We start from the raw sequence: 25,108 nt of genomic DNA, 5'->3' as shown, positions 1-25,108 counted from the left end.
CCATATCTCATTTCTATACATGCCCGTCTGCGTAATTATCTCGATATTTCTCGTCATATATCCGACCTACTGATTCTGCCAGTCCACCTCGCGCTTTGTGGGGGTAGCGTTCTATGGTGTGATACAAGCGCATGAAGCGATCCTTGGGAATAAAGCGGGCGTAGCGGGTAATAAGACTAGGGAATAACTCAATATATTTGCTTTTGCGTACAGCCGCGGCCGCCACTGCAGTTAGGATCTGAATGCCATTGTGTAGCTGTAAAATATGCACCTCGTACGTAGCGATGTAACGAATGGCATCTTCACGAATCAGATCTGGCTTGATCCGAGCAATCTCACCAATATATTCGGCGAGCAGCCGCTCAAAATTACGAAGCAGCAGTGGTTTTAACTGTAAATCCATGTCACTGCGGAGGACGAAGGATTGAAGTAGAGCCACTTGCTGGAGACGAATTCGATCATTGTATACGAGTGAGCCAATCTCACGCAGCATCTCGTATGCGAGAGCTTCATCCTCCTGGCGGGCTTCGGCGACTAGCGCCCAGTTGCGGTTGATGCCCTGACGAATGTTTTCCCGATCCTCGTACAACAACCGCTTCATCTGGCGGAGTTGTTGAACAGGAAAGGCGCGTTTATGAATATAGATGAGCCATCCGATGAGCAGTAGAGACACGGTTGCAGCTAGCATCGTTTGGTCAGTCGTCTCACCAAAATAGGTAGCAGCAGACCCCAGAATAATCGTAAATAGGAAATCACGAGCGATCCGGCGCTTAACCCGTGAGCCAGCATGCACCTGAACATGAATCAGTGTGCTGCGGCCACAGGATGTGCATTCATCTTCCCATAAGCAGGTATATTGTCCACATCGCTTGCACACACGCAACTTTTCAAAGGCATATGTCGTCCGGTTAAAAGGTCTAATAGAAACCACTTGTTTTGTGCTCATGCTCTAATCACGCTCACCGTTCAGTATAGTGTACAGCGTGCGATCTGAATCTTCTCGGGTCACAGGCTTCCGGTTGTGAAGATAGAATCGAACTGCTCTAATTAGGACAAAAAGAAACAATATGGTGAGACATACGTATGTAACCATAATTCGATCCTCTCTAGATAGCGTTATTGTGCGTACAAATAAAGGTGATCGCACGCTACGTTGTTATATTGCGGTTTGATGGCAATAACTATATCATATTTCCATAGTTGGAATATTTGTTCCAACAAAAAGGCTGAAATCGTCGATTTTTGCCAGTCATTACAGAATTGTAACTCAAGATAGGGGTGCTTTTCAGAATTTATTAGTAGACTGTTAAGATTTCCTTAAGGCTTGACGCCTATAATAAACTATTCCCATTTTAATCTCAAACGTGAAGGAGTACACCTCATGCTGCGCACACGCAAAATACGCTGGCTTAGTGGAACCTTGGTTCTGCTGGTATTACTAACGCTACTGCTGCCTTCGACGTTACTGCCTCAGGCGGTAGCGGCTCAGACACAATCAAGCGGAATTGATGCGGTACTTGTGGCCGATGTAAGTAATTCGATGAACACAAGTGATCGTGACAAGATTAGCAATGAAGCCATGAAAATGTTTATTGATATGTTACCTGTCCAAGGGGACAAGGTAGGGATTGTCGCATACACCGATCAGGTGGAGCGGGAGAAGGCAATGCTAGAGATCCAGTCAGATGCAGACAAAAGCAACCTGAAGGACTTTATTGATCAGCTAGGCAGAGGGCCATACACCGACATTTCAGTAGGTGTCGCCGAGGCTGTGAATATCCTGAATCATGGTGCTGACCCGTCTCATTCCCCGATGATCGTGCTACTGGCGGATGGTAACAACGATTTTAACAAAACAAAAGGGCGTACACAGGCACAGTCCGATGCGGATCTGGACATAGCCGTTAAGGAAGCACAAGCACAAGGCATTCCCGTGTATACAATCGGTCTGAATGCCGATGGCAAACTGAACAAGGATGCACTCGCTGACCTAGCCGATCAGACAGGCGGTAAGTCCTTTATCACCGATACGCCGGATGATCTGCCACAGATTCTTAGCGAAATATTCGCAGATCATGCCAAATTAAATGTCGTAAAGCTGCCTTCCATTACGGGAAACGGCAGTTATCAGGAAGTTACCGTGAACGTGCCGAATGATAGTGTGTTAGAAGCTAATATCTCGATCATGTCATCGAAGCTAGTCGAGATTCAATTGACCGATCCAGCTGGCAAGGCTGTCGATCTGAACTCCGATGCAGCCAAGCTATCCACTTCGAAGAGCTATTCCTTGGTGAAGCTGCTCAAACCAGAGGAGGGAGATTGGAAGCTACGAGTCAAAGGGGCTCCGAAGGACAGTATCGATATCAATCTGCTGTTTAACTACGATCTGCAACTCGTCGTGGATCCAATTAAGACCAAGTCCTATAAAAAAGGCGACAAGATCGATCTAACCGCGAAGCTGGAGAATGGCGGTCAACCATTACAGGATCAAGATTTGTATGCGGACATGAAGGCAACGCTGGTGATCAACGATGTGGATACAGGTAAAAGTGAGGAACATCCAATCGAGAACACGGGAGATGGATTTGCTGGTACGTTCACCGTTCCGGATAACCATCAATATGAATTAGTTATTCGGGCAGAGGAAGATAGCTTTTACCGCGAGAGCGCTCCAGTCATCATTAATGCGGGCGGAGCAGCGGGAAGCGGAACTCAGCCAACGACATCAGCCGGTGGAGAGGACAAGCCGTTCCCATGGTTACCGGTCATTCTGGGTGTCATCGCTCTGATCGTTGTAGCGGTTGGAGGCTGGTTCCTGATGGGCTGGCTGAAACGTAAAAATCGTGGGTTTGTCGGTCAGATGGTCGTCGAGATTCGTGATGAGAACACGGGAGACAAGTCCTATCCACAATACAAAAAGCTAGCATCGTTCCGGGGCAAGTTCCATCTACATCAATTGCTGCAACTAGACCCTGAACTTAAGGAAACCGAAAAATATATATTTACACCCGGCAATGGTGACCGGATTATGATACGCAACACGGCAGGAGGCACGCTGGAGAAATCCGGTCGTGCGGTTGATGCAAGCTCAGGCGTTGAACTGAAGAACGGTGATCGGCTGAGCATCCCACTGCAACAAGCGGATAAAACAATTTTGATTGAATATTTAGAGTAACCAAAGGGAGGACATGGAATGAAACCGATTGTTAGAGAACATATTCAGCAACTGGATGTATCGCTTGGCGGAGGAATTGTCAGCGAAAAAATCAGGGTTGATACCATCGATAACCCGATGTTGATTATTGGTCTTGGGGGAACAGGGATCGATGCATTGCTTCGTCTCAAGTATCAGATTAATCGTCGCTTCAAGCTGCCTCAAGATCCAGTGTCTAAGAAGAAAATGGAGAAGCCAGACAATGTCGAGTTTCTCGCATTCGAAACGAACGAACAGGATCGTGCGAAGAGATATAAAGGAATCGGTCTAGACCCGATTAATGAATTTGTGCTACTGTCCAATGCCGAGATTGGCGGATTGCTGCAGAACCGCAGTGTACTGGAGCCTTATATTACGGACTGGCTCTCGCCAGAGCTGAGCATTACGGATGGCATGAACGGAGCTGCAGGCGTTCGTCAGGCAGGTCGTCTGCTATTGTTCACGAAGATCAACCAAGTGGTGCAAGCCATCGATAAGAAGATTAAGACCCTTTCCGTAGGTACGAATAAGAAATTGATGGTGTTCCTGCTTACAGGTCTGTCCGGGGGTACTGGCAGTGGGTGCTTCCTCGATATCTCCTATATTGTGCGTGGCATCATCGAACGTGATCATGGCTCAGCGGGGATCGACCGCGTCAATACACTGGGCTACCTGTTCACGCCAGACGTGAACTTGTCTAACAAAAGCTTGAGTGAGCATACGCGGGAGTATATCCGCAAGAACGGTTATGCTGCGCTTAAAGAGCTGGACTACTGGATGAACGTGGACAGCCGCGGTGAACGTTTTACTCAGAAGTACGGTAATATCCTGACCGTTAACTCGCCATTGCCACCGTTTAACCTGTGTCACTTGATCTCAGCCACGAACACGGAAGGCAAATTGCTGGAGAATGCGTACGATTACTGTATGAATGTTACGGCAGAGAATATCACTAACTTCATGGCGAGTGAAGAGAAGCAGTCTGGTGAAGAGTTCGCGATCCATGACTACATTAGCAACATTCGTACCAACATTGCACAGATGAACAAGGTATACCCCGCGAACTATGATTACAACATCATCGGTGCATCCTCGGCTGTACTGCCGATTGAAGAAATGACGACATATCTGGCTTACCGGATGTTCGATAAGATGAGCACGATGTTCTCCAAAGCACCGAATCAGGAAGATACCGAGAAATTCGCCCGTAAGTTAGGCATTGATCTCGAAAGCGTAGTGAAGGCATTTGAATCCCGCGTGCCGGAGCCGCTACCAGGTTATCAGAACAGTGAACGTCTGTCCTACAACAATGTCGTGAAATCCCAAGTGGTGAACATGGACACGGAGCTGGAACAGAACTTCCTAGCACGTGCACGTGAAGAATATATCAAAGCGAAGAAACAGCATCCGGGTGAGATTGCAGGGCAATTCACCGAACAGATTCGCCGGATGTTCCTGCATCCAGAGCAGGGGCCATTCTATGTTTCTCGTCTCATCTATACGGAGAAAGGCTTCTGTATTCTCAAGATGATCCAATCGTACATTGAGACTTTACGGGAGAATGCTTTCCGCATTCCACGCGATATCGAGGCTGCCCAAGAACAGTCTGAAGAGAAGCTTGGTGATGCCAAGAGCGCCTTCGTCTCCAAAGAGAAGAAAAAGAATGCTTATATTGAAGCTAAAATTCATGAGTACTGGTTGCACGCTGATGTAGAGCGGAACGAACAGATGATTGAGTTCTATGAGGATCTGTATGAACTGCTCAACCAAGAGAACAGCCGCATCTATAACGTATTTAGTGAGACGTTGAATGCACTCAGCTCGATTTTCTCCAAGAATGGAGATATTCTAACCCGTGGGGAAGAACAGGCAGACCACAAAGGCAACAAGACATATTATTGGAACGTGGTAAGTGTACCGGATATCGTCAGCGTCGTGGATGGATTGTTAGATAAGCGTGATACGGATGACTTGATCCGTGACTTCTCGCGTGAACTGCTGGAGAACTCCAACCAATGGGTGAAGGAGAACGAGATTGACGTGGTAAGTTCCATCTCCGACTTCTTGACCGAGAAGTTTGGCGATCTGATTACCCGTTCAATGGAAGATTTCCTCGTGATTAAGTATGGTCAGGATGAGTCTGTTGAGAAGTTCGTAGAACGGCATATCGCAGGTAAACTGGATGATGAAGCGGTGCCGGTATTTAACCTGAGCAATAGCACAGGCAGCCTTCATTTCCCATCATGGGGATTCGTATCCGTACCAACACAGGCACCGGGTATTCTCAAAGGTATTCGCAATTATCAGAACAATGCGGTAGGGAAGTCTCACTTTACGGTCAAGGAGAGCGAGGTTCGTAACCGAATCTTCTGGTTGAACACACGTAACGGTGTGCCGCTCTTCGTGTATACACCGCTGAAAGTATATGAAGAAAGTTATGAGCGTACGATTCTCGACAAAGAGGGCATTGGTCGCCACCTTGTACAGACGGAGAGAAATAACTGGACGTATCTTCCATCCCCGATCCCAGAGAAGTCATGGGGCGATGTGTATGAGAACAGTCGCGTGAAGCAGTACAATGCCCGTGTCCGTTCCGAATTCGAGCAAGCGCTCGGGTACAACATCATTATGGCGAAGACGTTGGATGAAAACACAAGCAACCGCTACGCGGTAGTAACGACAGAGCCGTTTGATCTATCCGCGAAGTTAGGCAGCTACGACATGCGTCTGACATCAACCACACCGAACCTAGGTGAAGTGAAACGGGCAGTCAATGAACTGAAACGTCTGCAATCCGAAGGATTGCCACGGGTCAGCGTGAAGGATATTTTCGGAAGTATTAATGAAGACATGGCGAAAGAAAACCTGGTGCGTTCTCCGCAACTGATTGCGCGTGTACGCGAGGAACTGGCGAAGATGAATGCAATCTCAGTGAAAGTATCTGAGCTTGAAGGTATCCTTGCTCAGCATCAGGATGAAGAGCAGTGGTATGATCGCTTCATTGAAGCCCTCTATACGGACACAATTGTGAAGAAGGGTGCACTGTATGTCTATGATCGTGATCCCGAGGAAGATGCATGGGAGCCGTTCGCCAATCTAATGAAGAGTCGTAATTTTGCTGAATATGAGGTATTTGGCAACTTCCGTGGATTGTCCGAGAAGGATCGGAACACCTTGCTTCGCAAAGCTTCACGCCGGGATAACGATCTGACCGCTTCGGAGGATATTGCTCCGCTCCTTGCGAAGCTGGATGAACTTGCTGCACTGTTCATGGAATCCCGTGATCGTCTGGAATACGAACGTGTCGAGCTGGCGAATGGCGAGGATATCTATCAGTTCTACAGAACGATGTCGTCCAAGCTGAACGACATTCGCAGAAGGTTGAAGTAAGATGGCTGCCGGGATGAAGCACAGCTTGGAGCAATTCGCGGCATCATATACGAAGGAGCAGGAACGTCAGGGCAGTCTGGGTGATGGTCGCAGCAGCATCCATTACCCTGCCTTGTTCTTGTTCGTGGGAGACCTGGTTGCACCGGCATTACCTGTTGTCCGTGAAATCAACCGAACGAAGTGGGATAACGGGGATGGCGTAGTTTATGTACAGGTTGGAACAGAAGACTTGGATCAACAAGAGGAGCGTAGGGGCGAACGATCTGAGGATAGCCAGGTCGCTCGTCATATTCTACCGCTGTCTACGGGACAGTCCGAATCATCCAAAACATTGCGCAAAGACATATACCGTCAGTTTCACGATTCGGATCAGGCACTTGCGGGTCTGAATCGTACATTACGGCAAGTGAGTAACCGGATCGCTGAGTACGGGCGTCTGTATTCTTCGTTTGACCGTATCTATGTGACGGTTGTAACTAGAGCGGATGACCCATTGAATGTGCTATTGCCTGAGCTTACGAAATTGACGGAAACGATACTGGCTCAATCCTTCAAATCCGTGCAGACAGATTTGCATGTTCTAGTTAGTGAAATGGAGCAAGTGAACTCATACGGGTATGCAAGCGCAGCAGGACTGGCCTTTTTGCGAGAGCTTGATTATATGCAGGGCTTGGACTATACCTTTAGCGGTCGTCTGCTCGTGACGGAAGATGGTATTTCTATTCCGGTCACCCATCCCGCTTCGCCGCTGTTTGACCTGGTATATATTTTGTCAGATAAGAATGAACGGGGCACAGGGGTATCTGGTGGGTGGATAGAGAATGCCGAGATCATCTGCCGCATCTGTTTGCTCAAGAATCGTAAACAGGATATGGATGCTGCTGGCACCATTTCGAGCACAGGTGCGAACACCTACAACAATACCTCATTCAAAAATAACATTCGCACCACCTCAGATCAGCATGGTTATGCCAGCGCAGGTTATGCTGAGATCAGGCGTCCCAACAAGCCTATAGCGCTTGCTGTGCTGTATCACTTCTACCGGCATCTGCTTGAACAGATGCGGAAGGAACCGGAGGATTGGGGCATCAAGGACAAGCTTTCGTTCTTCGGCCTTGATCCGATTACGATAGAACGTAAGATTGATGGGCTATTACCAGGTGAGGATCTGGTCAGCGGTATGAGCGGCATCATGACCCATAACGTCAGTTACGCTGATCTCAAGCCGCTATCGCTACGGGAAGCGGAGAGAGCGCTGTTCGGTCATGGAGCCGAGGCGTACTTCCGCGATAATGTGGCACGTAAGGTCGAAGAACGTGTACGTCAGCGGAGTACCGAAGGTACTCTTCGTCAGCAGGCGGAACAAGCCCGGGGTGAGCACCCGGAGGTAGGTTACTTCCAGTGGGCGGTTTGGAGTAATCATGGAATGGGAAGTGTACGGGAAGGCTTGCTTGGATTGATTCGGGACAAATCCATGCAGCTTGAGTCGGCACGAGCTGTTCTTGAGCAGCGACTACAGGAGCAGGTGCAGGATCAACCGTTCAAAAGAGCTTTATTCCGTGATAAACAAAATGTACGCAACGTGATCGATTGTATCCTTGAGCGAGTGTATGTACCGAAGGTGGAGCTATTACGGATCGAAAATGAATTGCAATTGCTGCGCATCTACGATACGGAGATGGAGCAGCTTCACGCTTTTAGTCGAGGCATCACCCAATCCCTTGAGGAATTGGAACAAACATTGCGCGAGACAGCCGAGCAGAGCATAGCTGCAGCGGATGAGTACATTGGACAAAATGTCATGGAATATTACGGCAAAGTGACGGAAGATCTGATCACGGATCTGGAGGCCAAGCGTGGACGGGCCGTATGGTTTGAAGACCGCCATATGGGGGATATGAACCATCTGGCTACGCAGGGCAAGGAGCGTGTATTGGAGCGTCTTATGGACGTATGTCATGCGCTGTTACTGAGCGCTGAACCGTTGCGTGTCCCTTTCGAAGAAGAGCTATTACAGCGTGCCAATGTCACGATTACGTATGGGGACAAAAATGTGTTGACTCGTGATGACCTGTTCCGTCGATTATATCGCACGTTAGAGGATCAGGCTGTTGTTCGTGTTAGGGTGTTCGATTATACGCAGGAACATCGGTATGAAGAAAAATATTTCTTTGGCGACCATGATAGTGCCTTCATGGTCTACGCGGCACATGCCGAGGAAACTTCACGAATCTACAAGCTTGGTGTCGTGTATGAAGAGCGAAGCAGCGGCGTAGAGAAATTGAATCTTATGGGAGGCTTCCATCTCGAAGATCTGATGGTCTATCGTAATGCCAAGGTATATTACGATTCCTATACAGATAACGGATATGAGCTACATCCTGAAGGTCTTGCGGACAAACTGTCTCCCGTGCGGTAGCTAGCCTTCGTTATCACTCACGCTTGTATTAATTCAGCCTTATTAAGGGCTGGTGTAGAAAGGATGCATGTGAACATGCAGCGAAAAATCAATCTTCTCCTGGTACTGTTCAGCCTCATTGGCGGAGCAGTAGGTTTTGCGGCAGGGGAAATCATGCTGCATCAGTGGCTTGGAGAGATGCCGCGTCTGTTGCTGATGGGATTATATTTCGGTGTTGTTGCACTAAGTGTAGGTCTATTCTGCCTGCTCGCTGAGATGATCTCACCGAAGCTTAACGGTGCTTCATGGAAGCTGCGATATCTGAGCTTGTCATGGAAATTACTTGTCCCCGCAACGCTTGCACTCTTATTCGTGGTGGGGCTAGTGGTGCAACTGCTGTATCAGATCAATCCAGGCGGTGTGAAGCAGGTTAAGGATATCGTGCTCATGATTGACAATTCAGGTAGCATGACAGAGACCGATCCGAATAATGGCCGCTTTGAGGCAGCCAAGACACTGATTAGCCAGATGGAGAGCGATAAGCAGGTAGCCGTGATTACATTTGCGGATGAGCCAGAACTGTTGCAGCCGTTCATTGCATTGGATAATGAAGCTGCTAAGAATGAGGTATATGACAAAATCGATAGCATCGTGACGACCTCAGGGGGAACGAACTTTGATGCGGCGTTGAAAGAAGCGATGGAACAGATTAAGGGCAAACAAGATCCGAAGCGTGGTACCGTCGCGATACTGTTATCTGACGGAATGAGTGAGGTCGATACGTCTGGCATTCTGTCGGAATACGTGAATGAACAGATTGCGGTCAACACGGTGGGACTCAGCTTGGTAGACCCTTCGGGTACGGATCTTTTGCGCAGCATTGCTGGGCAGACAGGTGGCCTGTATTATGATGTGCCGGATGCAGGTGGGCTTAACCTGGCATTCCAGCAGATTTACGATACGATTGATGAGCGAACACTGGTTACGGAACGTACTGGGATGATGGAGCATAGCATGTATCTGGCAATTTTCCGCGTAGCTGCCCTGCTGTTGATTGGGGTAGCGCTGGGTGTATCACTTGGACTGGTATTTGATAATCGCCATCTGGCGCTCAGCTTCGGCATTGGTGGGGCAGTCTCAGGTCTGTTAGCCGGTCTCCTTCTGGAATGGGGGCTGGATGGATCGCCTGTCGGCGATGCATTCGTAAGGCTTGGCGCAATGCTCCTGCTGGCTTCCGTATTGACCCTGTTTACATGGATTATTCCGATGAAGGAGAACACACCACGGAGCAATCGCGGCCGGCGCGATGCCAGAAGAGGGAACGCTTCGGCGGAAGGATTCGGAGGACGCGCAAGAGACACACGAAGCAAAGGATTCTAAACATCGGGAGGTCTTAGGAACATGCAATTTACGGATGCAGATCCTTCGGCGCCCACCATTCGCAAACTGACACTGGCGGTGGACGAAGGCATGTGTACGCTCCGCTGGCTCTGGCCAGAGGGTGTTGAGGCTGTGTATGTTGAACGGCTGGAGGTTGCGATGCTGGGCAAGGAGAACAGCGGCGATGCACATGCGCAAGGTAAGTTGAAGCTCTATACGCGTGAGGAATACAAAGCAACTAACGGATACGTGGATCGGATAACAGGTTTTGGAGCGATCCGTTATACGGTTTATATATGTAGGATGGATGATGCCGAGCCTGTCTTGCTCCGTCAGTCGAACGGTGAGAACACGGTAATGGCGAGTGCAGGCAAGGCGGATATTCGATTTTCCATTCGGTATAAGAGTGGTTTTTTTCAGAAAAGAAAAAGTGTATTTATGACCGTTACGACCGAAGCACCCGTTCCGAAGGAGGCGCTCTGTTATGTTCGTAAACAGGGGAGTGTTCCGCTTAATAAGGAAGACGGTACGGTGTATCCATTTGTAAATGATTTTGCACCTGGAAGAAATGAGATGCCTCCTGTTGAGATTGCGAAGGATGAATACGTTAGACTATTCTTCACAGACGGCCCCAAGTATGGAACGGTGTACCGGCTAATATCGGACTAATGAATAGGTTGACTTTCGATTAGGGGAGGGGAGTGGCTATGAGCTTTTTTAGTCGTTTTTTGAAAAGACAGCAGCCAGAAGAACGGCCGCTATTTTACGATATTGTATGTCCCTATTGTTTCAGTAAATTCTCACCTGAAGAGGTTGTATTCCGGGCAGCTCATCACCGAGACGACGATGAAGACTACGCACTCGGGGAAGATGCGAAGCTGAATCGCTACCGTGAACGGTTTGGGCTTGATACGGTGTTTGATATGGAGGCCGTGCTTGCCCCGCATGACGTACCAGAGGAGCATCGCATTTATTCAGATAACATTGTGATGGGATTAAATGATCGGTATGGTGTCGTTACCCGCCGCAGACTGTGCCCGCATTGTCATAATGAGCTACCTGTGACAGCAGGCAAGGCGCCAAGCAATATCATATCCATTATTGGGGCTTCCCAGGTGGGTAAATCGGTGTACATGACATCGCTCATCCATACGTTACAGCATTACACAGCCGATCATTTTGATGCTGCTTGTATGCCGCTGAATGCAGAGATTAGCCGTAGATTCCGTGCGGATTATGAAGAGCCGTTGTTTGAGCGGGGTGATCTGCTGGATTCAACGCAGAAGGAGAAGCTGCAGGAGCCGTTTATTTTCCAATTTGTGTTCAAGGACGAAGATAAAGCTCCGCTGACACTGGTGTTTTTTGACGTGGCTGGCGAGGGTATGGTGGAGCAGGATTATCTAGGACTTCATGGACAGCATATCAAAAACTCAGCAGGCATTCTGTTTATGGTTGATCCACTTCAGATTCGCTCCATTCGGGACAAAATCCGGATAAACCTCGGCAATGAGCCGGGTGAGTGGACACCAAGATACGATGAACCGCGCGACGTGGTACTGACATTGTTCGGTGACTTTATCGCTTATCAGGATAAGGCAAAAACAAACATCCCAACAGCTGTTGTGCTGACCAAAAGCGACATGCTGCATTCCCTGAAGGATGAGGATGGCGATTACATCAAATCCAACAGCAACGTGTTCCGTAACATGGTACACCGCGATTGGTTCGACTTGACGGAGTTTGAGAATATTGATGGAGAGATTCGCCGGTTTATTGAGAAGGTGGATCGTCCGTTCAAAGGCACAATGGATGTCTATTTCAAAGATACGGCATACTTCGCTGTGTCCGCACTAGGAAGCAATCCGGTAGATATGAAGCTACAAGGGGTTGTTAGTCCGATTCGCGTGGACGAGCCATTCCTATGGCTGCTCTACAAGCTGAAGTACATTGAGGGGAGAGTGGGATGATGCAGTCTTCCATGACCCCGCCGATTGAACAACAGATGTATACCCGAGAGCGGCGAGGGGTATTTCGCACCACAGAAGGCTTCGATACGGTCGCGGCATCACCGGGACTGGAACCTTCTTTTATCAAAAAATTACTTCATCCGTACTGTGTCTATGATGCTCCTGCGGAGCTGACTGGCCGAAGCGAGAAGGACGAGACCAAGTTCCCAGCTGCCATACATCTACTGCATCTGGACAGTGGCGAGACGATTCTAGGGCAGAATGTGTACCAAGCGGCAGACTTTACCGGGCTTCGTAGTGCCTTCTTCGCCCATAACTATGTATTGTCTCCTGAGCGCTCGGAAGAGCTGATGAGAACAGGCGGCTGGCTGGATGCGGTGTTTGCTACGTCCTATGACATCGAGCAAGGCACAGTACTGCCTGCGCTGTCTGAATTGCCAGGTGCCTCTACAAGGGAGAGGGAAGTCGGGCAGAGCTCTGAAGTCTCTTCAGTCGCACCTGTCGAGATTCTGGCGGGGTTAAAACTGAACGAGACGTTGTTCAAGCGTTTGCTCTATGCTGTGATGCAGGCTGTCGCGACACGCCGTAAAGTGTATATCGCATTGGATCTGCCCGCAGAGCAAGTCACAGCAGGGGCGAAGGGGTTGCTTCGTCTGCTCTATACGGCACTACCTTACGCCTTCCGGAGACAGCTTGGGTTCATGACGTTTGCCAAGGAGCCACAGGCGAAGAAAGGCATCCACCTTCAGTTCGTGGAGAGAGGCACACTTCGTCCCAAAGATCGTAATACAGAGAAGGACTTTACGTTTGATCTCATGTCAGGCAGAGTAAACCACGTGGATGCAGCAGTGGCGAATCTTCCTTATATGGATTTTGCATGGTCATTGCTGCATGATCCGAAGGCGGCTACGCCGTTTTATTCTTTTGCCGACGAGATGTTGTCAGGCATGGAGCCTGGACGTGAGCTTTCGGTTGAAGCGTACGGTGAGTTATCGCTATTTTACCGGCTGGAACAAGGACATGAAGACCTATACCTTAATAATAAAAGTGGTGTGCTAAGTGGGCTTCTTACATATCTGAAACCCGAAGGAGCAATCCAGCGCCGCGCTCGTCTGAATGAGCTATTCCTGACGCTGCTTAGTCGGGAACTTAATAATGTTAAACGTGAAAATGTGCCTGAAGAGCCGGTTGCAGCTCGGATCGGTGAGTATTTCGCCGTAGCCGCGCCAGTGGTTCAATCCCGAATCGTGGACTATTTCATCTATGCGATCAACAATGCGCGTACCCAGAAACGTATGCGGGCGGTTCAAGAATTATACAGTTTACTGGATCGGAATGCTGCGCTGAATCGTGCATTTTTCGGTAAGGTGTTAACCAATGAATCATTGACCAAGCTGTTATTTGAGCCTTACTTAGACAGTCAATTAAAACATACAGAGTTAGCGGCAAATGTGGTGGACGTCATTGAAAATTGGGTGCTATCCCATCCATCGTCGATCCATAATGCTTTTTTGCTAGAACGGACAGCCATAGAGCTTCGTGAACGGTTATGCTCTGCACCAAATCCGGTGCAATCCGCCAATGAAGCACTCAGTCGAGTGAGTGTTTTGGATCGTGTCTCGACTTCTACGGAAGACCCTGTAGACACGGGAATTACAGGACAGATCGGTCAATCCGAGGCCGTTGCCCGTCCAGAACGTAAACCTGGAGCTGACGCTGGAGCCTTGTCATATCAAGAGCAATTAACCCGCTTGGCGGACAAGCTTGCCTACGTTATTAATCTCTTCCTGATTCAGGATCTTGATCTAGAGCGAGTGAGCCGGGCACAGTTATTAAGCATTGATATTTTGCAGCATGATCGTGAGGTTCGGGATTGGGCTGCGCGTCAGGGCTCAGATGTATCCGCACGCACGAACATGATGCTGGCCGCGAGAGCATGGCTCAGTGGGGAAGGTCGGGATGAAGAAGAACTGGAAGCCCTCTCCCTTACAGAGCGTAATGAGCTCCAGCGCTGGACCAGACGCTGGCTTGCCGATGAGCTTAGAGAACGTCCTGATCAGGATGCTTTCGCAGCGTTGCCTCTTGCCTTTTACCGTGGAGGTAGTGGGGCTAAGCTGGATTATGCAGGACTGATTGAGTTTGTTCGGAGCACAGCAGGCAGTGAGCGAGGTCTGTACCCGTTTCTGGAATGGTCGGGCAATCAACGGCTTTTTATCCGAGGGTCTCAAGCGAGCAAGCCTTACTCTGATGCAATCGTAGCGTACTTCAAGGCGCATGATCGTGAAGCCTTCAAGTCGAAGTCAGCCTTTAAGCCATATTATGCTAGAGCAAGTAAGACCATGAAGCCAACCTATGACCGGGCGAAGTCGGAGTTATCTTCATCACTGGTACGTTTATTGACTGGGAAGAGGAAAAATGTCTTTCTAGGATCATTCGTGGTGATTCTGATTCTCGGCATTGCCGGAGGAACGTATGCTTTAATGGGGAATAACGCAGAACCACCTGCCGCTTCACCTACACCGGTTCAAGACCCTGCGATCCCGGCTGAACCAGAAGTTTCATTAGCCGATCAGATGGCATACATCGTACCAGTAACCGAAGAGAGCGGTACAGCGACTGCGCCGCAACTCGTCATTCGCTTCCGTAATGAAGCAGACCGCGATTCATTGCAGACGGATCAGCTGCAATTGAAGCTGGCGGACGGTAGCGTCGTTGAACTGGAGGATGCGACAAGTGAGTGGGAGAGCTTCAACCGGAATGAGGAACCAGATACGGTAGATTCATCTAATGGTGAATCACAGGATACGGAAGAAGGGAATACGGGGGATAGCTCTGATGGAAGTTCGGAAAGTACCTCTACTGACACAACCGATGATGCCCAATCCAGTAACAATGGAAGTCAGGATTCCGATTCGACCACAACGTCCGATTCTACGGCATTTACGAACGAGTCTTCCCAAGATGGAGCGGGGACAACGCCATCGGGATCTTCTGACGGAGCGGAGTCTGGAGAAGAAGGCTCTGCTGTGACAGAACCACTTACCGTTGAGGCGGCAGATCGCTTATATCCTTTCGGCCAACAGGTCTCACTCCCGACGGATGTGGATCCAGCGAACATTGTCAGTATCCAAAGCGGAACCACTGTGATTGAGCTGTCGCCACAACCGGAAGCGTAGAAGACAGCCTTCTGTCCGTTTCACGTATTGAATGTTATGAACTCATGTCTGAACACAATACATTCAAGAACTCATGTTATGCAATTCATTCATGTAGATGACCTCGGTAATGGTTTACCGGGGTCATTTTTTTTTGTGAACAGGAATCTATTTTTATGTAACATTTGGATGGGTTTTACTGTCTAGAATGTAGAGGTTTATAGAATAAAGTTAGATGACATAGGGGGCATATGATGAAAGTTTGGCTTGCCATCATACTGATGTGTTGTGTCGTAGTGGGATGTTCTAATGCAGGTGATCCGATCTCAGATCCACCGGATCAGATAGAGAAGCAAGATGGATCACTTACAGCAACAAGACAGGTGGGGAATTATGTCCTGCAGCTCGTGGCGACTCCTGAAGGGGAGCAACTTATCCATTTTCGTCCCAGCATCAAGTATGTTGGAGAGCAGACCGAGCATGAAATTTTTCATGGCGTTGGACTGTTCGATATTGACCTACATCATGATGGGGAATCCATTCTTCCGCCAAGAAGCTCTATAGACCTCGGAGTTACAACCATCCTAAAGGCTAACGAGTGGTATACGAAAGAACGTGAGATCGAGCTAACTGAGGAACAGCTTCGAGATATCCCGATGGATGAGATTCAGGTGGTAGTAGAAGCGGACTTCGAGTCAGAGGAAACTGGATTTGATGATAAGACAAGAATGATCTTATATCTCCACGAGATACAATCGGATTGAAGAAAGGGTGAGAATATAGTAGAAAGTTGAACGATAGGCAGGCTACGTTTAATCAATCCTTTTGAACTATTGCTGTGTTTTCTCTTTTTCAAGGACATAAGCAATGCTCATCTCCACAAAATTCAGCACGTCCTCAGATACGGGGTATAGTCCTGACTCTTCAGTAGGGCGCTTCCTCACTTCCCAGAACTTCTCCATCAATTCCTCATCTCCGTTGAAGGTTTCTTGTGATAGCTTCATTAACTCAAAGGCAATATGGTAACCTTCATCGGATTGTGGTGGAATAGCTTCCTGTATGCACCACTCAATCCGTCGTAGCAAAGAGACATATTGTTGAGTTGCCTGGTCACCGCTACTTAGCTTGGGTAGGGCATTCTGTAGAAATGCACTTTCGTCATCGGTGAAATATTCGATCCACTGTTTGGCAGTAGGCTGTACGTTATGAACCAGATGAGAGACGCGTTCCCAAGAGAGTTCACCTTCTAGGTCAACCATGTTAATCAAGGATGTCGTATTGGCAATACTGCTCTGAAGCGAAGTGAGCTGCTCCTGAAGATGATTATGGTGTGCGATCAAAATATGGCGAAAGGACAGCCTGTCCATTACATTTCGAATGTCATCGAGCGGTAATGATAATGACTTAAGCAAGGTTATCTTTTCGAGAGTGAATAAATCTTCCTCTGAATAATAACGGCGGCCGTTATCTTCCTTATAACTCGGTTTAAGCAGACCGATCTGATCATAATACCGCAGTGTTCTAACCGAAATATTCCGCTGTTTGGATACTTGTCCTGTTGTCCATCGATTCAAGGTTCTGCTCTCCTCCCGAAAATATGACTTGCAGGTGACGTAACGTCACCACATATCATTCAAGTATATCACAGAGGATTGAGGGGTTAAGGATGACTAGCATAGACGTGTGGAAGAAGATGGATCAGTGGACATGGCGTGAGTTTGCCGCCTTGCTTGCGCTTGAATTTGTATTTGTCATATTGGTTATTAAGTTTGCAGTACAGTCCCTGTATGAGCAATGGTTGGGCAATACGCTGTACTCGGGAACTCTTACAGGACTAACGATTGCGATTGTTCTTTTGTTAGGGATCTATTTGGTCGCGTTACGACCACAGAAACTGTCCTGGACAGAGGTAGGTCTAAAGGGATTCCCTGCAAAGGATTGGTGGAGGATTACGCTATGGACACTCATGCTCATCGTCCTCAGCGTGGGAGCTGTGTATCTCACCAGTTTGTTTGGAAATACGGTGGACAACAGCAAAACAGAGAGTTTGAAGCAAAGTGTTACAGTGTTTACAATTCTCATTGGTGTAGTGTCGGCAGGGATTGTGTCACCCGTTTATGAGGAGATATTTTACCGTGGATTTATATATCGCTGGCTACGCACTCGTGTGAATATGAGCTGGGCCATTGTGATTAGTTCGCTGATTTTTACTGTTGCACACTATCCTACGATGAACGCCATGCCTGTGAATTTTATTAGTGGAGTTGTGCTTGCATGGACCTATGAACGCACAGGATCGGTTGTGCCTGGCATGATCGTTCATGGTGTGTTTAATACGATTGCTGTGTTGTTAACAGCGTTGGGATAGAGCGACTTGGTATGGTGCGTGCAAGAGGACAGGATGAATACTGTAGTAGGGATGTGAATGTGGATGTGATGAGCTATTGGCCTTTGAGTTTCTGCATAAATGGATCGAAAGAGCATATTGATGATAGGATGGTTTTTTGGGGGAATGGACGTGTTAGGTTACGCTTGTGCTGAGAAAAGCTCTCACATTCACACAGGTATTTATGGGGGCAATAACTGAAGTTAGTAGCTAAAATGTGTCGATCCAGCTTAGAAAAAATAGATTAAATTTCGATTACCTGTTGACAAATGATAATGATTATCAGTATCTTTAGTATAGAAGATATTTTGCGCCGGAAATAATCAGAATTACAATTTCGTTTTCGTTGTCGATAGCCGGGGTATCACCGGGATAAATGAGAGAGGGATGATCGAATGTTTCGTCTGGAGACGTCTAAGCTGGATATCGCTTATGAGGAAAGACTAATTGTTGAGGATCTGAATATCCAGATTCCCCAAGGGAAAATAACAGCACTTGTTGGAGCCAACGGCTCAGGAAAGTCTACGATCCTGAAAACGATGGCTCGGATCATGAATCCTAAGGCTGGTAACGTTCTGCTCGACGGAAAGTCCATTCATAAGCAATCCACGCGTGAAGTAGCGAAGCAACTCGCGATCTTGCCACAGAATCCTACAGCTCCCGAGGGACTCACAGTAACGGAACTGGTGTCTTATGGACGATTCCCTTATCAAAAAGGTTTTGGTTCAATGCGTGCTGAAGATAAGCGCATGATTGAATGGGCGATTAGTGTGACAGGCATGACGGAGTTCCATGACCGTCCAATTGATCAACTGTCTGGTGGACAGCGTCAACGTGCTTGGATCGCTATGGCGCTTGCGCAAGAAACAGATATTCTCTTCTTGGACGAGCCGACAACGTTCCTCGATATGGCTCACCAGCTTGAGGTGTTACAGTTGCTGGAACAGCTTAATGCGACAGCTAACCGCACCATTGTTATGGTTGTCCATGACTTGAACCATGCTTCTCGTTATGCACATCATATGATCGGAATCAAGAAGGGTAAAGCAATCGCTACAGGCTCTCCTGTAGAGGTTATGAACTCCGATGTACTCCGTGAAGTATTCAACATTGAAGCGGATATCGTTATTGATCCACGTTCTGGTGTACCTCTCTGCTTGCCTTATGCTCTTGCAGGGGAGCGTCAACAACAATCTACGACACCAGATCCACGGGTGATCAACAGTGCGATGGTTCATGCTGGAGAACGTACAGAACAACGTGTTCATCAGGCAACGGGAAGTTAAACCGGAAATTAATCATTGAAGACCGTTCATAGAAGGTCATACATTACAGAATGAAGCCATGTGCAGTATTGCACGTGGCTTATTTTTTGGTATAGAGACGGTTGTAAGAGGTTGTTACTAAACTTTTATGTAGGACGGTGTACACGGTGGAGAGTCTAATGAAAGGCGAGTGGTTACAGATAGGTAGGCGTTGAGGATATTTGGTAATTAAACGGTTCATGCTTATAATAGTAAGACAGGCTACTCAAGAGCGCATCGTCGTTCTGGTTAAGTTAGCTTGGGCTTAGAACCAAAACAATATCAATCATGGGAGGAATCAGTCATGTCCGTATATTCGTATAAAGCGTTAACTACCGCTAATCAGGAAGCACCTCTGGATCTGTATCAAGGTAAAGTATTGGTGATTGCCAACACAGCCAGCAAATGTGGACTGACTCCACAATACGGCGAATTACAGAAGTTATATGATCGTTATCGCGATCAGGGTCTGGTTGTATTGGGCTTCCCTTGTAATCAGTTCGGTGGACAAGAGCCAGGCACGAGTGAGGAAGCTGAGTCGTTCTGCCAAGTAAACTATGGAGTTAACTTCCCTGTGTTTGCCAAAGTCGATGTTAATGGCGAAGATGCTCATCCATTGTTCCAGTACCTTCGTGAACAGCAACCAGGTGAAGGTGAAGATAACACGATTCAGTGGAATTTCACGAAGTTCCTGGTTAATCGTGAGGGCGAGGTTGTAGGCCGTTACGAGCCTAAAGAATCTCCAGAAGCTATGACAGCAGAGATCGAGAAGCTGCTCGGTTAAATACATGATGTGGGGAGCTTGGTCTCGATTAAGAGACCAGGCTCCTTTATTATTTTATAGAGGTTGTTCACAAAGTCCGCTTTTGATTACGCAAGATGCCTGGCGGAATAAGCTCTATGATCCAGGCAGAGGTGTGCTCAGAGGATAGTACCCGGCATCCGAAGCAAGCTTTAACAAATTACGTGCGTAGCTTCCCGCCCAAGAATACCCGTGTCGCCGTTCTTCGCTGATGTCCAGAATGTTCATGTATTTCAATCCATCCCGATCCGCATAGAAAGGCACGTCTTCATCTACGTTATAGAAGCGGTACCAGATCACGCTCCCCGCATCCGGCTCAAAATAAACAGGGCCTTGCCGATTATATTTGGTTCCATTTTCTCGAACCGTATCAAACCAGCGCAAAGCTGCCTTTGCTGCTCGCTCGATCTCCGGAGTCTGAGGCCTAGACATGAGAAAAGCCGTTATGGCTACTGATTCAGATCCCGACTTGGAGGCTAACTCATACGCTCTGCCTGCTACAGGAGCATAGGTCACAGGATCATGCTGTGCACCCCAAACGGTAGGCTGACCGTTATTGATAATCTGTGCTTTAAGGGTATAATCGATACCCTTATTCAGAGCGGTTTTTAGTTTATTACGGTCACTGTTGCTTAGAATATCGTTGTCAAATCCTTGTCTTCGCTCCACGATGTCGTCAATTAATACCATCGTTTGTACCATAGCATTGTCATTATAAGTCACTGCGTCAGAGTAGTTGCTCCGCTTAGGATATACCTGCGGCCATCCTCCAGATGGATATTGAGAGGTCAGGATAAAGCCTACGGCTTTGCGGACGCTGTCCTTAAAGACGGGATTTCCTGTTTTGCTATACATATCAGCCAGGAAACGGATCTCCGATGTTGTAGCATCATTGTCAAACGTCCCGAGTTCAGTGCCATTTGGATCTTTCCAGCCAGAGCGTGCTGTCAAGCCATCCCAAGGTGCTGCATATTGCTCTTCCATGTCTTTGTAGAATCCACCATGCGGCATCTGCCATGAGACGATATTGAGTGCATAGGCTGTGTCCTTGACTAGATCACCAGTGGCAAAATTACTGAAATCCCTAAACTTCTGAAGCAGAGAAGAGACATCCACACCTGCTGAAACTTTGGAGGACAGAACTTCGGTTTTGATCGTAATGGGTGGAGAATCAGCAGCAGCAGGGACAGTGGAAGCAGCAGAAGCACCGTAAGGTACAGCGACTCCAGCTGTCATCATGGCAACGGCAAGCGCGACGGGAACCAATTTGAGTGTGGCAGGCACTGAATGTTTCTTCAAATGAACGCCTCCTGTAATTTTGGTATTTGCAGCATATAAAATCCAAATAAAGGATCATATGCCTATATTGTAAGCGCTTACTGTTATGAAAATCAACCCATTTACCTTATATTATTGAAAATTATGGATTTCCACTCTTGGTTTACGTTAAAGCAGGGGTAAAACTAACCCATTTTGTGTTGTCATTTGAAGCAATGCAGATCATCATATCGGAGCATAAAGGGCTTGTTTTCAGGGGAAAATAACGTTGTGAACCCATGCAATACACGCATAGCCATTACCCAGGGCGAGGGATCATATCAATAGCAGGCCAGCCGAGTTAAACTGCATTTCGACAATTTTTTTTAGAAACCTATTGCAATGTGAAAAAGATCACATTATAATGAGTGTATAAAGTGAAATAAATCACATGAACAGCATCGACAAAGTAGTGAAATATTTCACAAATTAAATTAACATTATAAATCCTATAATTTTTCATACACTCAAGGAGGAATTTTAAATGAAAATCGCAGTTATCGGATGTACACACGCAGGAACCGCAGCTATTGTTAACACCGCCAAATTGTATCCAGACGCAACAATCACCGTGTACGAGCGCAATGACAACATCTCCTTCTTATCTTGTGGTATTGCGCTATATGTTGGTGGCGTGGTGAAAGATCCGGATGGACTGTTCTACTCGTCCCCGAACCAGCTCGCTGATCTGGGCGTTGTAACCAAAATGCTGCATGAAGTTACAGCCGTTGATACGGCTAATCACAAACTTCAGGCTAAAAACCTGCAAACAGGGGAAGAATTCGAAGATACTTTCGATAAGCTCATTGTCACTACAGGGTCATGGCCGGTTATTCCGAAGCTGGAAGGTATTGAGATGGATAACATCTTGCTCTGCAAAAACTATAACCACTCCAATACCATTATCGAAAAAGCCAAAGACGCCAAACGTATCACTGTTGTAGGTGCAGGTTACATCGGTATTGAATTGGTGGAAGCTTTCCAAATGAACGGTAAGGAAGTCACCTTGATTGATAGCGTAGATCGTATTTTGAATAAATACCTTGATCCTGAATTTACAGATGCCATCGAAGACACGCTGACTAGCCGCGGTATTAAGCTGGCATTGGGTCAGACGGTACAGAAATTTACCGGTGAGAATGGCAAAGTGAGCAAAGTTATTACATCCAAAGGTGAGTTTGAAACGGATCTCGTTATCCTGTGCATCGGCTTCCGCCCGAATACGGAGCTGCTCAAAGGTCAGGTGGATATGCTGCCGAATGGCGCTATCATTGTAGATAAATATATGCAAACAAGTCAGAAAGATGTCTTCGCCGCAGGCGATAGCTGTGCAATTCATTACAACCCAACAGGTAAAGCATCTTACATCCCACTGGCAACCAATGCTGTACGGATGGGAACACTCGTAGCGCGTAACTTGGTTCGTCCTACAACACCTTATATGGGCACACAGGGTACGTCGGGTATCAAAATTTACGATCAAAACATTGCAGGTACAGGTATGACCGAAACATCTGCAGCAGATGAAGGTCTGGTGGTTGAGGCTGTCGTCTTGGAGGATAGCTACCGTCCGGAGTTCATGCCAACAGCTGAGAAGCTGCTGCTCAAAGTGGTCTATGAACAAGCAACTCGCCGCATTGTTGGTGCACAAGTGATGTCCCAAGTGGATCTGACACAATCGATCAATACCATCTCGGTCTGCATTCAAAACAACATGACGGTAGATGAGCTCGCGTTCATCGACTTCTTCTTCCAGCCACATTACAACAAACCGTGGAACTTCTTGAACACAGCTGGATTGCAAGCTCTACCTCCAATTGAAGTGAAAGCACCAGCGTTGGTGTAAGCAAGCTCGAATTACTGGATGTCATAAAAGTAAATCAGGAACTAATCGAAGGAACTAATCAAACCAAAAGGCTGGCGAGCAATCGCTGGCTTTTTTGGTTGTTCTGAGAGAAGTAGCATGTTCTCTATTTAGCTGGAGATAGACGAACCATAGCATGTAGGATGTGCTATACGTTTCAAAGTCACCTCAAAAATTCTAACGAACTCAGGTGAGCTTATAACCTATATTTGAGCAATGTTAGAGTTGTAACGAACCTCAGCAGTCCTATTTCACGAAAAAGCCTGATATAGTGTCCGGATTCCTCCAAATGATCACAATAAGGTGTACTGAGTTCGTTAGATACCGGATCGGTGCAAAATCGGCCAAATAACGTGTCTCATGTTCGTAAGATATAAATCCGAAATTGTTTAGCCCCACTAGGTGCAGCACCAGAGCTAATATTATGAAGTGAAGAACTCATCTTCAGTCATCATTATAAGGAACCGTAATTCAATCATCGTTGAGACTCTCCTTTAGAGCCTTCTTTACGAATATCATTTTCGCTTCAGTGTAAATGCAGTTTTTTTGTTCAAGAATTGCAGTCTGATAAAGAATGAGGATTCGAACTGAAATGAAAAAAGCATTAAACTACTCCTTTCTGAAGTAAAAATAACTTATGAAACGGTGAAAACGATCAATAACTAAAAATGCATCTATTCTTTGTGATTATTTGCACAAAGTTTTATCTCCAGCCAAGATACAATTAGATCAGACAGTTCAGACAGTGAAGCTGTAACTATTCACACATGAACTGAAGAACGTTCCATTCAATATGAGAAGTAAAGGAGAGAATGGCGATGGCGGTCAAAACACCTCTTGAGGTTGCACAATACACGGTGCAGAGCGGGATTAAGAAGGCTCACAATCCTGTTTTATCTGTACTTATCCTTGGTTTTATGGCAGGGGCGTTTATATCTCTAGGATTTCTGCTGAACATACGGGTGATTGCTTCTGCTCCGGCAGAGTGGGGTAGCCTTGTGAACCTAATCGGTGCATCTGTCTTCCCATTAGGTCTTATTCTGGTGCTTATTGGCGGCGGAGAGTTACTGACTGGCAATATGATGGCGGTACCTCTAGCTACAATCGCACGTAAACTATCGGTGGGCAGCATGCTCAAGAACCTGACTTTGGTGACGATTGGGAACTTTCTAGGAGCAATCTTCGTGGCTTATGCGTTTGGTCATGTGTTAGGGCTAACGAGTGAGGGCGTATATCTAGCGAAGGTTGTAGATATGGCGGGACATAAGCTGCATGACGGATTCTTGCAAGCCTTCATCTCCGGCATTGGTTGCAACTGGCTGGTGGCTCTGGCAGTGTGGTTGTGCTACGCAGCAGATACGATGAGTGGTAAAGTGCTCGGCATATGGTTTCCTACGATGGCCTTTGTTGCGATCGGCTTCCAGCACGTTGTAGCGAATATGTTCTTAATTCCTGCAGCGATTTTCGAAGGGCATTATTCGTGGGCACAATACATCATGAACTTCATTCCGGTATGGCTGGGTAATCTGACGGGTGGTGCTCTGTTTGTCGCGGCAGCTTACTATATGGTGTATCTTCGTCAAAGCGAGTCCGAAGTGAAGCCGGAGTTAAAAATGGCAGTCGAGCCTGATGCTAGACCGATGCTAAGCAAACAGGCGTAACATGATATCAAGGAAGTATGACAGTGCAGACGATCTTGTCTCGTTCTAGATCACGGTGAGCAACCCCGTGGCAGAGCGGAAACGAGATCGTTTTTTCATGTTTATTTTTGTCGGTGGGGCAGAGTTAAGGTTATTTTGTCATCGAAGTGACAGCTACAAATAATCATGCGTTTAGTTTTATATAATATATAAATACACAAAATAAATTCGCCATGACAAGGTTCGGGGGAACGAAACCTGTTCATGGCGAATTTCGGGAGTGGTCCATGATATGGCATGAGGAGGAAGTGG

Annotated in this window: 16 protein-coding genes; 13 read left to right on the top strand and 3 right to left on the bottom strand. The window is 47.3% G+C overall.

Annotation, left to right across the window (positions count from 1 at the left end):
- Window positions 1–13: 13 nt before the first annotated feature.
- A complete protein-coding gene (locus tag V6W81_RS26910; RefSeq protein ID WP_338540911.1) occupies window positions 14–946 on the bottom strand; it encodes a hypothetical protein in 933 nt (310 codons plus the stop codon).
- Window positions 947–1,381: 435 nt separating this feature from the next.
- Here V6W81_RS26910 and V6W81_RS26905 point away from each other — a divergent pair, with 435 nt between their 5' ends.
- The 8 genes from V6W81_RS26905 to V6W81_RS26870 all read left to right on the top strand — a co-directional run bounded on the left by V6W81_RS26905 (window position 1,382) and on the right by V6W81_RS26870 (window position 16,247).
- Window positions 1,382–3,175 carry a vWA domain-containing protein gene (locus tag V6W81_RS26905; protein WP_338540910.1) on the top strand — a complete coding sequence of 598 codons (1,794 nt, stop codon included), beginning with the start codon at window positions 1,382–1,384 and terminating at the stop codon, window positions 3,173–3,175.
- A gap of 18 nt (window positions 3,176–3,193) precedes the next feature.
- Window positions 3,194–6,583: a tubulin-like doman-containing protein gene (locus V6W81_RS26900; RefSeq protein ID WP_145044473.1), complete on the top strand. Its 3,390-nt coding sequence runs from the start codon at window positions 3,194–3,196 to the stop codon at window positions 6,581–6,583.
- 1 nt (window position 6,584) lies between these two features.
- Window positions 6,585–9,002: a transcription initiation factor TFIID gene (locus V6W81_RS26895; protein ID WP_338540909.1), complete on the top strand. Its 2,418-nt coding sequence runs from the start codon at window positions 6,585–6,587 to the stop codon at window positions 9,000–9,002.
- A 75-nt stretch (window positions 9,003–9,077) separates the two neighbouring features.
- Window positions 9,078–10,361, top strand: a complete 1,284-nt coding sequence (locus tag V6W81_RS26890) for a vWA domain-containing protein (protein WP_338540908.1) — start codon at window positions 9,078–9,080, stop codon at window positions 10,359–10,361.
- A gap of 21 nt (window positions 10,362–10,382) precedes the next feature.
- Window positions 10,383–11,030: a beta-mannanase gene (locus V6W81_RS26885; protein ID WP_338540907.1), complete on the top strand. Its 648-nt coding sequence runs from the start codon at window positions 10,383–10,385 to the stop codon at window positions 11,028–11,030.
- A 38-nt stretch (window positions 11,031–11,068) separates the two neighbouring features.
- Window positions 11,069–12,328: a TRAFAC clade GTPase domain-containing protein gene (locus V6W81_RS26880; RefSeq protein WP_128103867.1), complete on the top strand. Its 1,260-nt coding sequence runs from the start codon at window positions 11,069–11,071 to the stop codon at window positions 12,326–12,328.
- Complete coding sequence (locus V6W81_RS26875; RefSeq protein WP_338540906.1) at window positions 12,325–15,504, top strand: hypothetical protein; 3,180 nt, start codon at window positions 12,325–12,327, stop codon at window positions 15,502–15,504. Before V6W81_RS26880 ends, V6W81_RS26875 begins: the two co-directional genes overlap by 4 nt.
- Before the next feature lie 233 nt (window positions 15,505–15,737).
- Window positions 15,738–16,247, top strand: coding sequence for a hypothetical protein (locus V6W81_RS26870; RefSeq protein WP_338540905.1), 510 nt, complete (start codon window positions 15,738–15,740; stop codon window positions 16,245–16,247).
- A 66-nt stretch (window positions 16,248–16,313) separates the two neighbouring features.
- On the opposite strand, the gene V6W81_RS26865 is transcribed toward V6W81_RS26870, so the two are convergent.
- Window positions 16,314–17,057: a MerR family transcriptional regulator gene (locus tag V6W81_RS26865; protein ID WP_338540904.1), complete on the bottom strand. Its 744-nt coding sequence runs from the start codon at window positions 17,055–17,057 to the stop codon at window positions 16,314–16,316.
- A 92-nt stretch (window positions 17,058–17,149) separates the two neighbouring features.
- Here V6W81_RS26865 and V6W81_RS26860 point away from each other — a divergent pair, with 92 nt between their 5' ends.
- The 3 genes from V6W81_RS26860 to V6W81_RS26850 all read left to right on the top strand — a co-directional run bounded on the left by V6W81_RS26860 (window position 17,150) and on the right by V6W81_RS26850 (window position 19,957).
- A complete protein-coding gene (locus tag V6W81_RS26860; RefSeq protein ID WP_145044459.1) occupies window positions 17,150–17,851 on the top strand; it encodes a CPBP family intramembrane glutamic endopeptidase in 702 nt (233 codons plus the stop codon).
- Window positions 17,852–18,264: 413 nt separating this feature from the next.
- Entirely contained in the window at window positions 18,265–19,155 is an 891-nt protein-coding gene (locus V6W81_RS26855; RefSeq protein ID WP_145044457.1) for an ABC transporter ATP-binding protein, read from the top strand.
- A 322-nt stretch (window positions 19,156–19,477) separates the two neighbouring features.
- Window positions 19,478–19,957, top strand: coding sequence for a glutathione peroxidase (locus V6W81_RS26850; protein ID WP_128103863.1), 480 nt, complete (start codon window positions 19,478–19,480; stop codon window positions 19,955–19,957).
- Between the two features lie 114 nt (window positions 19,958–20,071).
- Here V6W81_RS26850 and pelA read toward each other — a convergent pair whose 3' ends face one another.
- Window positions 20,072–21,274, bottom strand: a complete 1,203-nt coding sequence (pelA, locus tag V6W81_RS26845; RefSeq protein WP_338540903.1) for a pectate lyase — start codon at window positions 21,272–21,274, stop codon at window positions 20,072–20,074.
- A 502-nt stretch (window positions 21,275–21,776) separates the two neighbouring features.
- Here pelA and V6W81_RS26840 point away from each other — a divergent pair.
- The gene (locus V6W81_RS26840; RefSeq protein ID WP_338540902.1) at window positions 21,777–23,138 is read left to right on the top strand and encodes an FAD-dependent oxidoreductase; all 1,362 of its coding nucleotides are present in this window, start codon (window positions 21,777–21,779) and stop codon (window positions 23,136–23,138) included.
- Between the two features lie 836 nt (window positions 23,139–23,974).
- Window positions 23,975–24,817, top strand: coding sequence for a formate/nitrite transporter family protein (locus V6W81_RS26835; RefSeq protein ID WP_338540901.1), 843 nt, complete (start codon window positions 23,975–23,977; stop codon window positions 24,815–24,817).
- Window positions 24,818–25,108 lie beyond the last annotated feature (291 nt).

This window comes from Paenibacillus tundrae (assembly GCF_036884255.1).
In the GTDB taxonomy this organism is placed as follows: Bacteria; Bacillota; Bacilli; order Paenibacillales; family Paenibacillaceae; genus Paenibacillus.
The sequence above is the reverse complement of the archived record's forward strand: the minus strand, read 5'-3'. Positions and strand labels throughout refer to the sequence as shown.

Bases quoted from the DNA above. Each gene is read 5' to 3' on its own strand.
- V6W81_RS26885 (WP_338540907.1), top strand. From the start codon at position 10,383: ATGCAATTTACGGATGCAGATCCTTCGGCGCCCACCATTCGCAAACTG.
- V6W81_RS26855 (WP_145044457.1), top strand. From the start codon at position 18,265: ATGTTTCGTCTGGAGACGTCTAAGCTGGATATCGCTTATGAGGAAAGA.
- V6W81_RS26900 (WP_145044473.1), top strand. From the start codon at position 3,194: ATGAAACCGATTGTTAGAGAACATATTCAGCAACTGGATGTATCGCTT.
- V6W81_RS26895 (WP_338540909.1), top strand. From the start codon at position 6,585: ATGGCTGCCGGGATGAAGCACAGCTTGGAGCAATTCGCGGCATCATAT.
- V6W81_RS26890 (WP_338540908.1), top strand. From the start codon at position 9,078: ATGCAGCGAAAAATCAATCTTCTCCTGGTACTGTTCAGCCTCATTGGC.
- V6W81_RS26835 (WP_338540901.1), top strand. From the start codon at position 23,975: ATGGCGGTCAAAACACCTCTTGAGGTTGCACAATACACGGTGCAGAGC.
- V6W81_RS26880 (WP_128103867.1), top strand. From the start codon at position 11,069: ATGAGCTTTTTTAGTCGTTTTTTGAAAAGACAGCAGCCAGAAGAACGG.
- V6W81_RS26905 (WP_338540910.1), top strand. From the start codon at position 1,382: ATGCTGCGCACACGCAAAATACGCTGGCTTAGTGGAACCTTGGTTCTG.
- V6W81_RS26850 (WP_128103863.1), top strand. From the start codon at position 19,478: ATGTCCGTATATTCGTATAAAGCGTTAACTACCGCTAATCAGGAAGCA.
- V6W81_RS26870 (WP_338540905.1), top strand. From the start codon at position 15,738: ATGAAAGTTTGGCTTGCCATCATACTGATGTGTTGTGTCGTAGTGGGA.
- V6W81_RS26910 (WP_338540911.1), bottom strand. From the start codon at position 946: ATGAGCACAAAACAAGTGGTTTCTATTAGACCTTTTAACCGGACGACA.
- V6W81_RS26875 (WP_338540906.1), top strand. From the start codon at position 12,325: ATGATGCAGTCTTCCATGACCCCGCCGATTGAACAACAGATGTATACC.
- V6W81_RS26840 (WP_338540902.1), top strand. From the start codon at position 21,777: ATGAAAATCGCAGTTATCGGATGTACACACGCAGGAACCGCAGCTATT.
- V6W81_RS26860 (WP_145044459.1), top strand. From the start codon at position 17,150: ATGACTAGCATAGACGTGTGGAAGAAGATGGATCAGTGGACATGGCGT.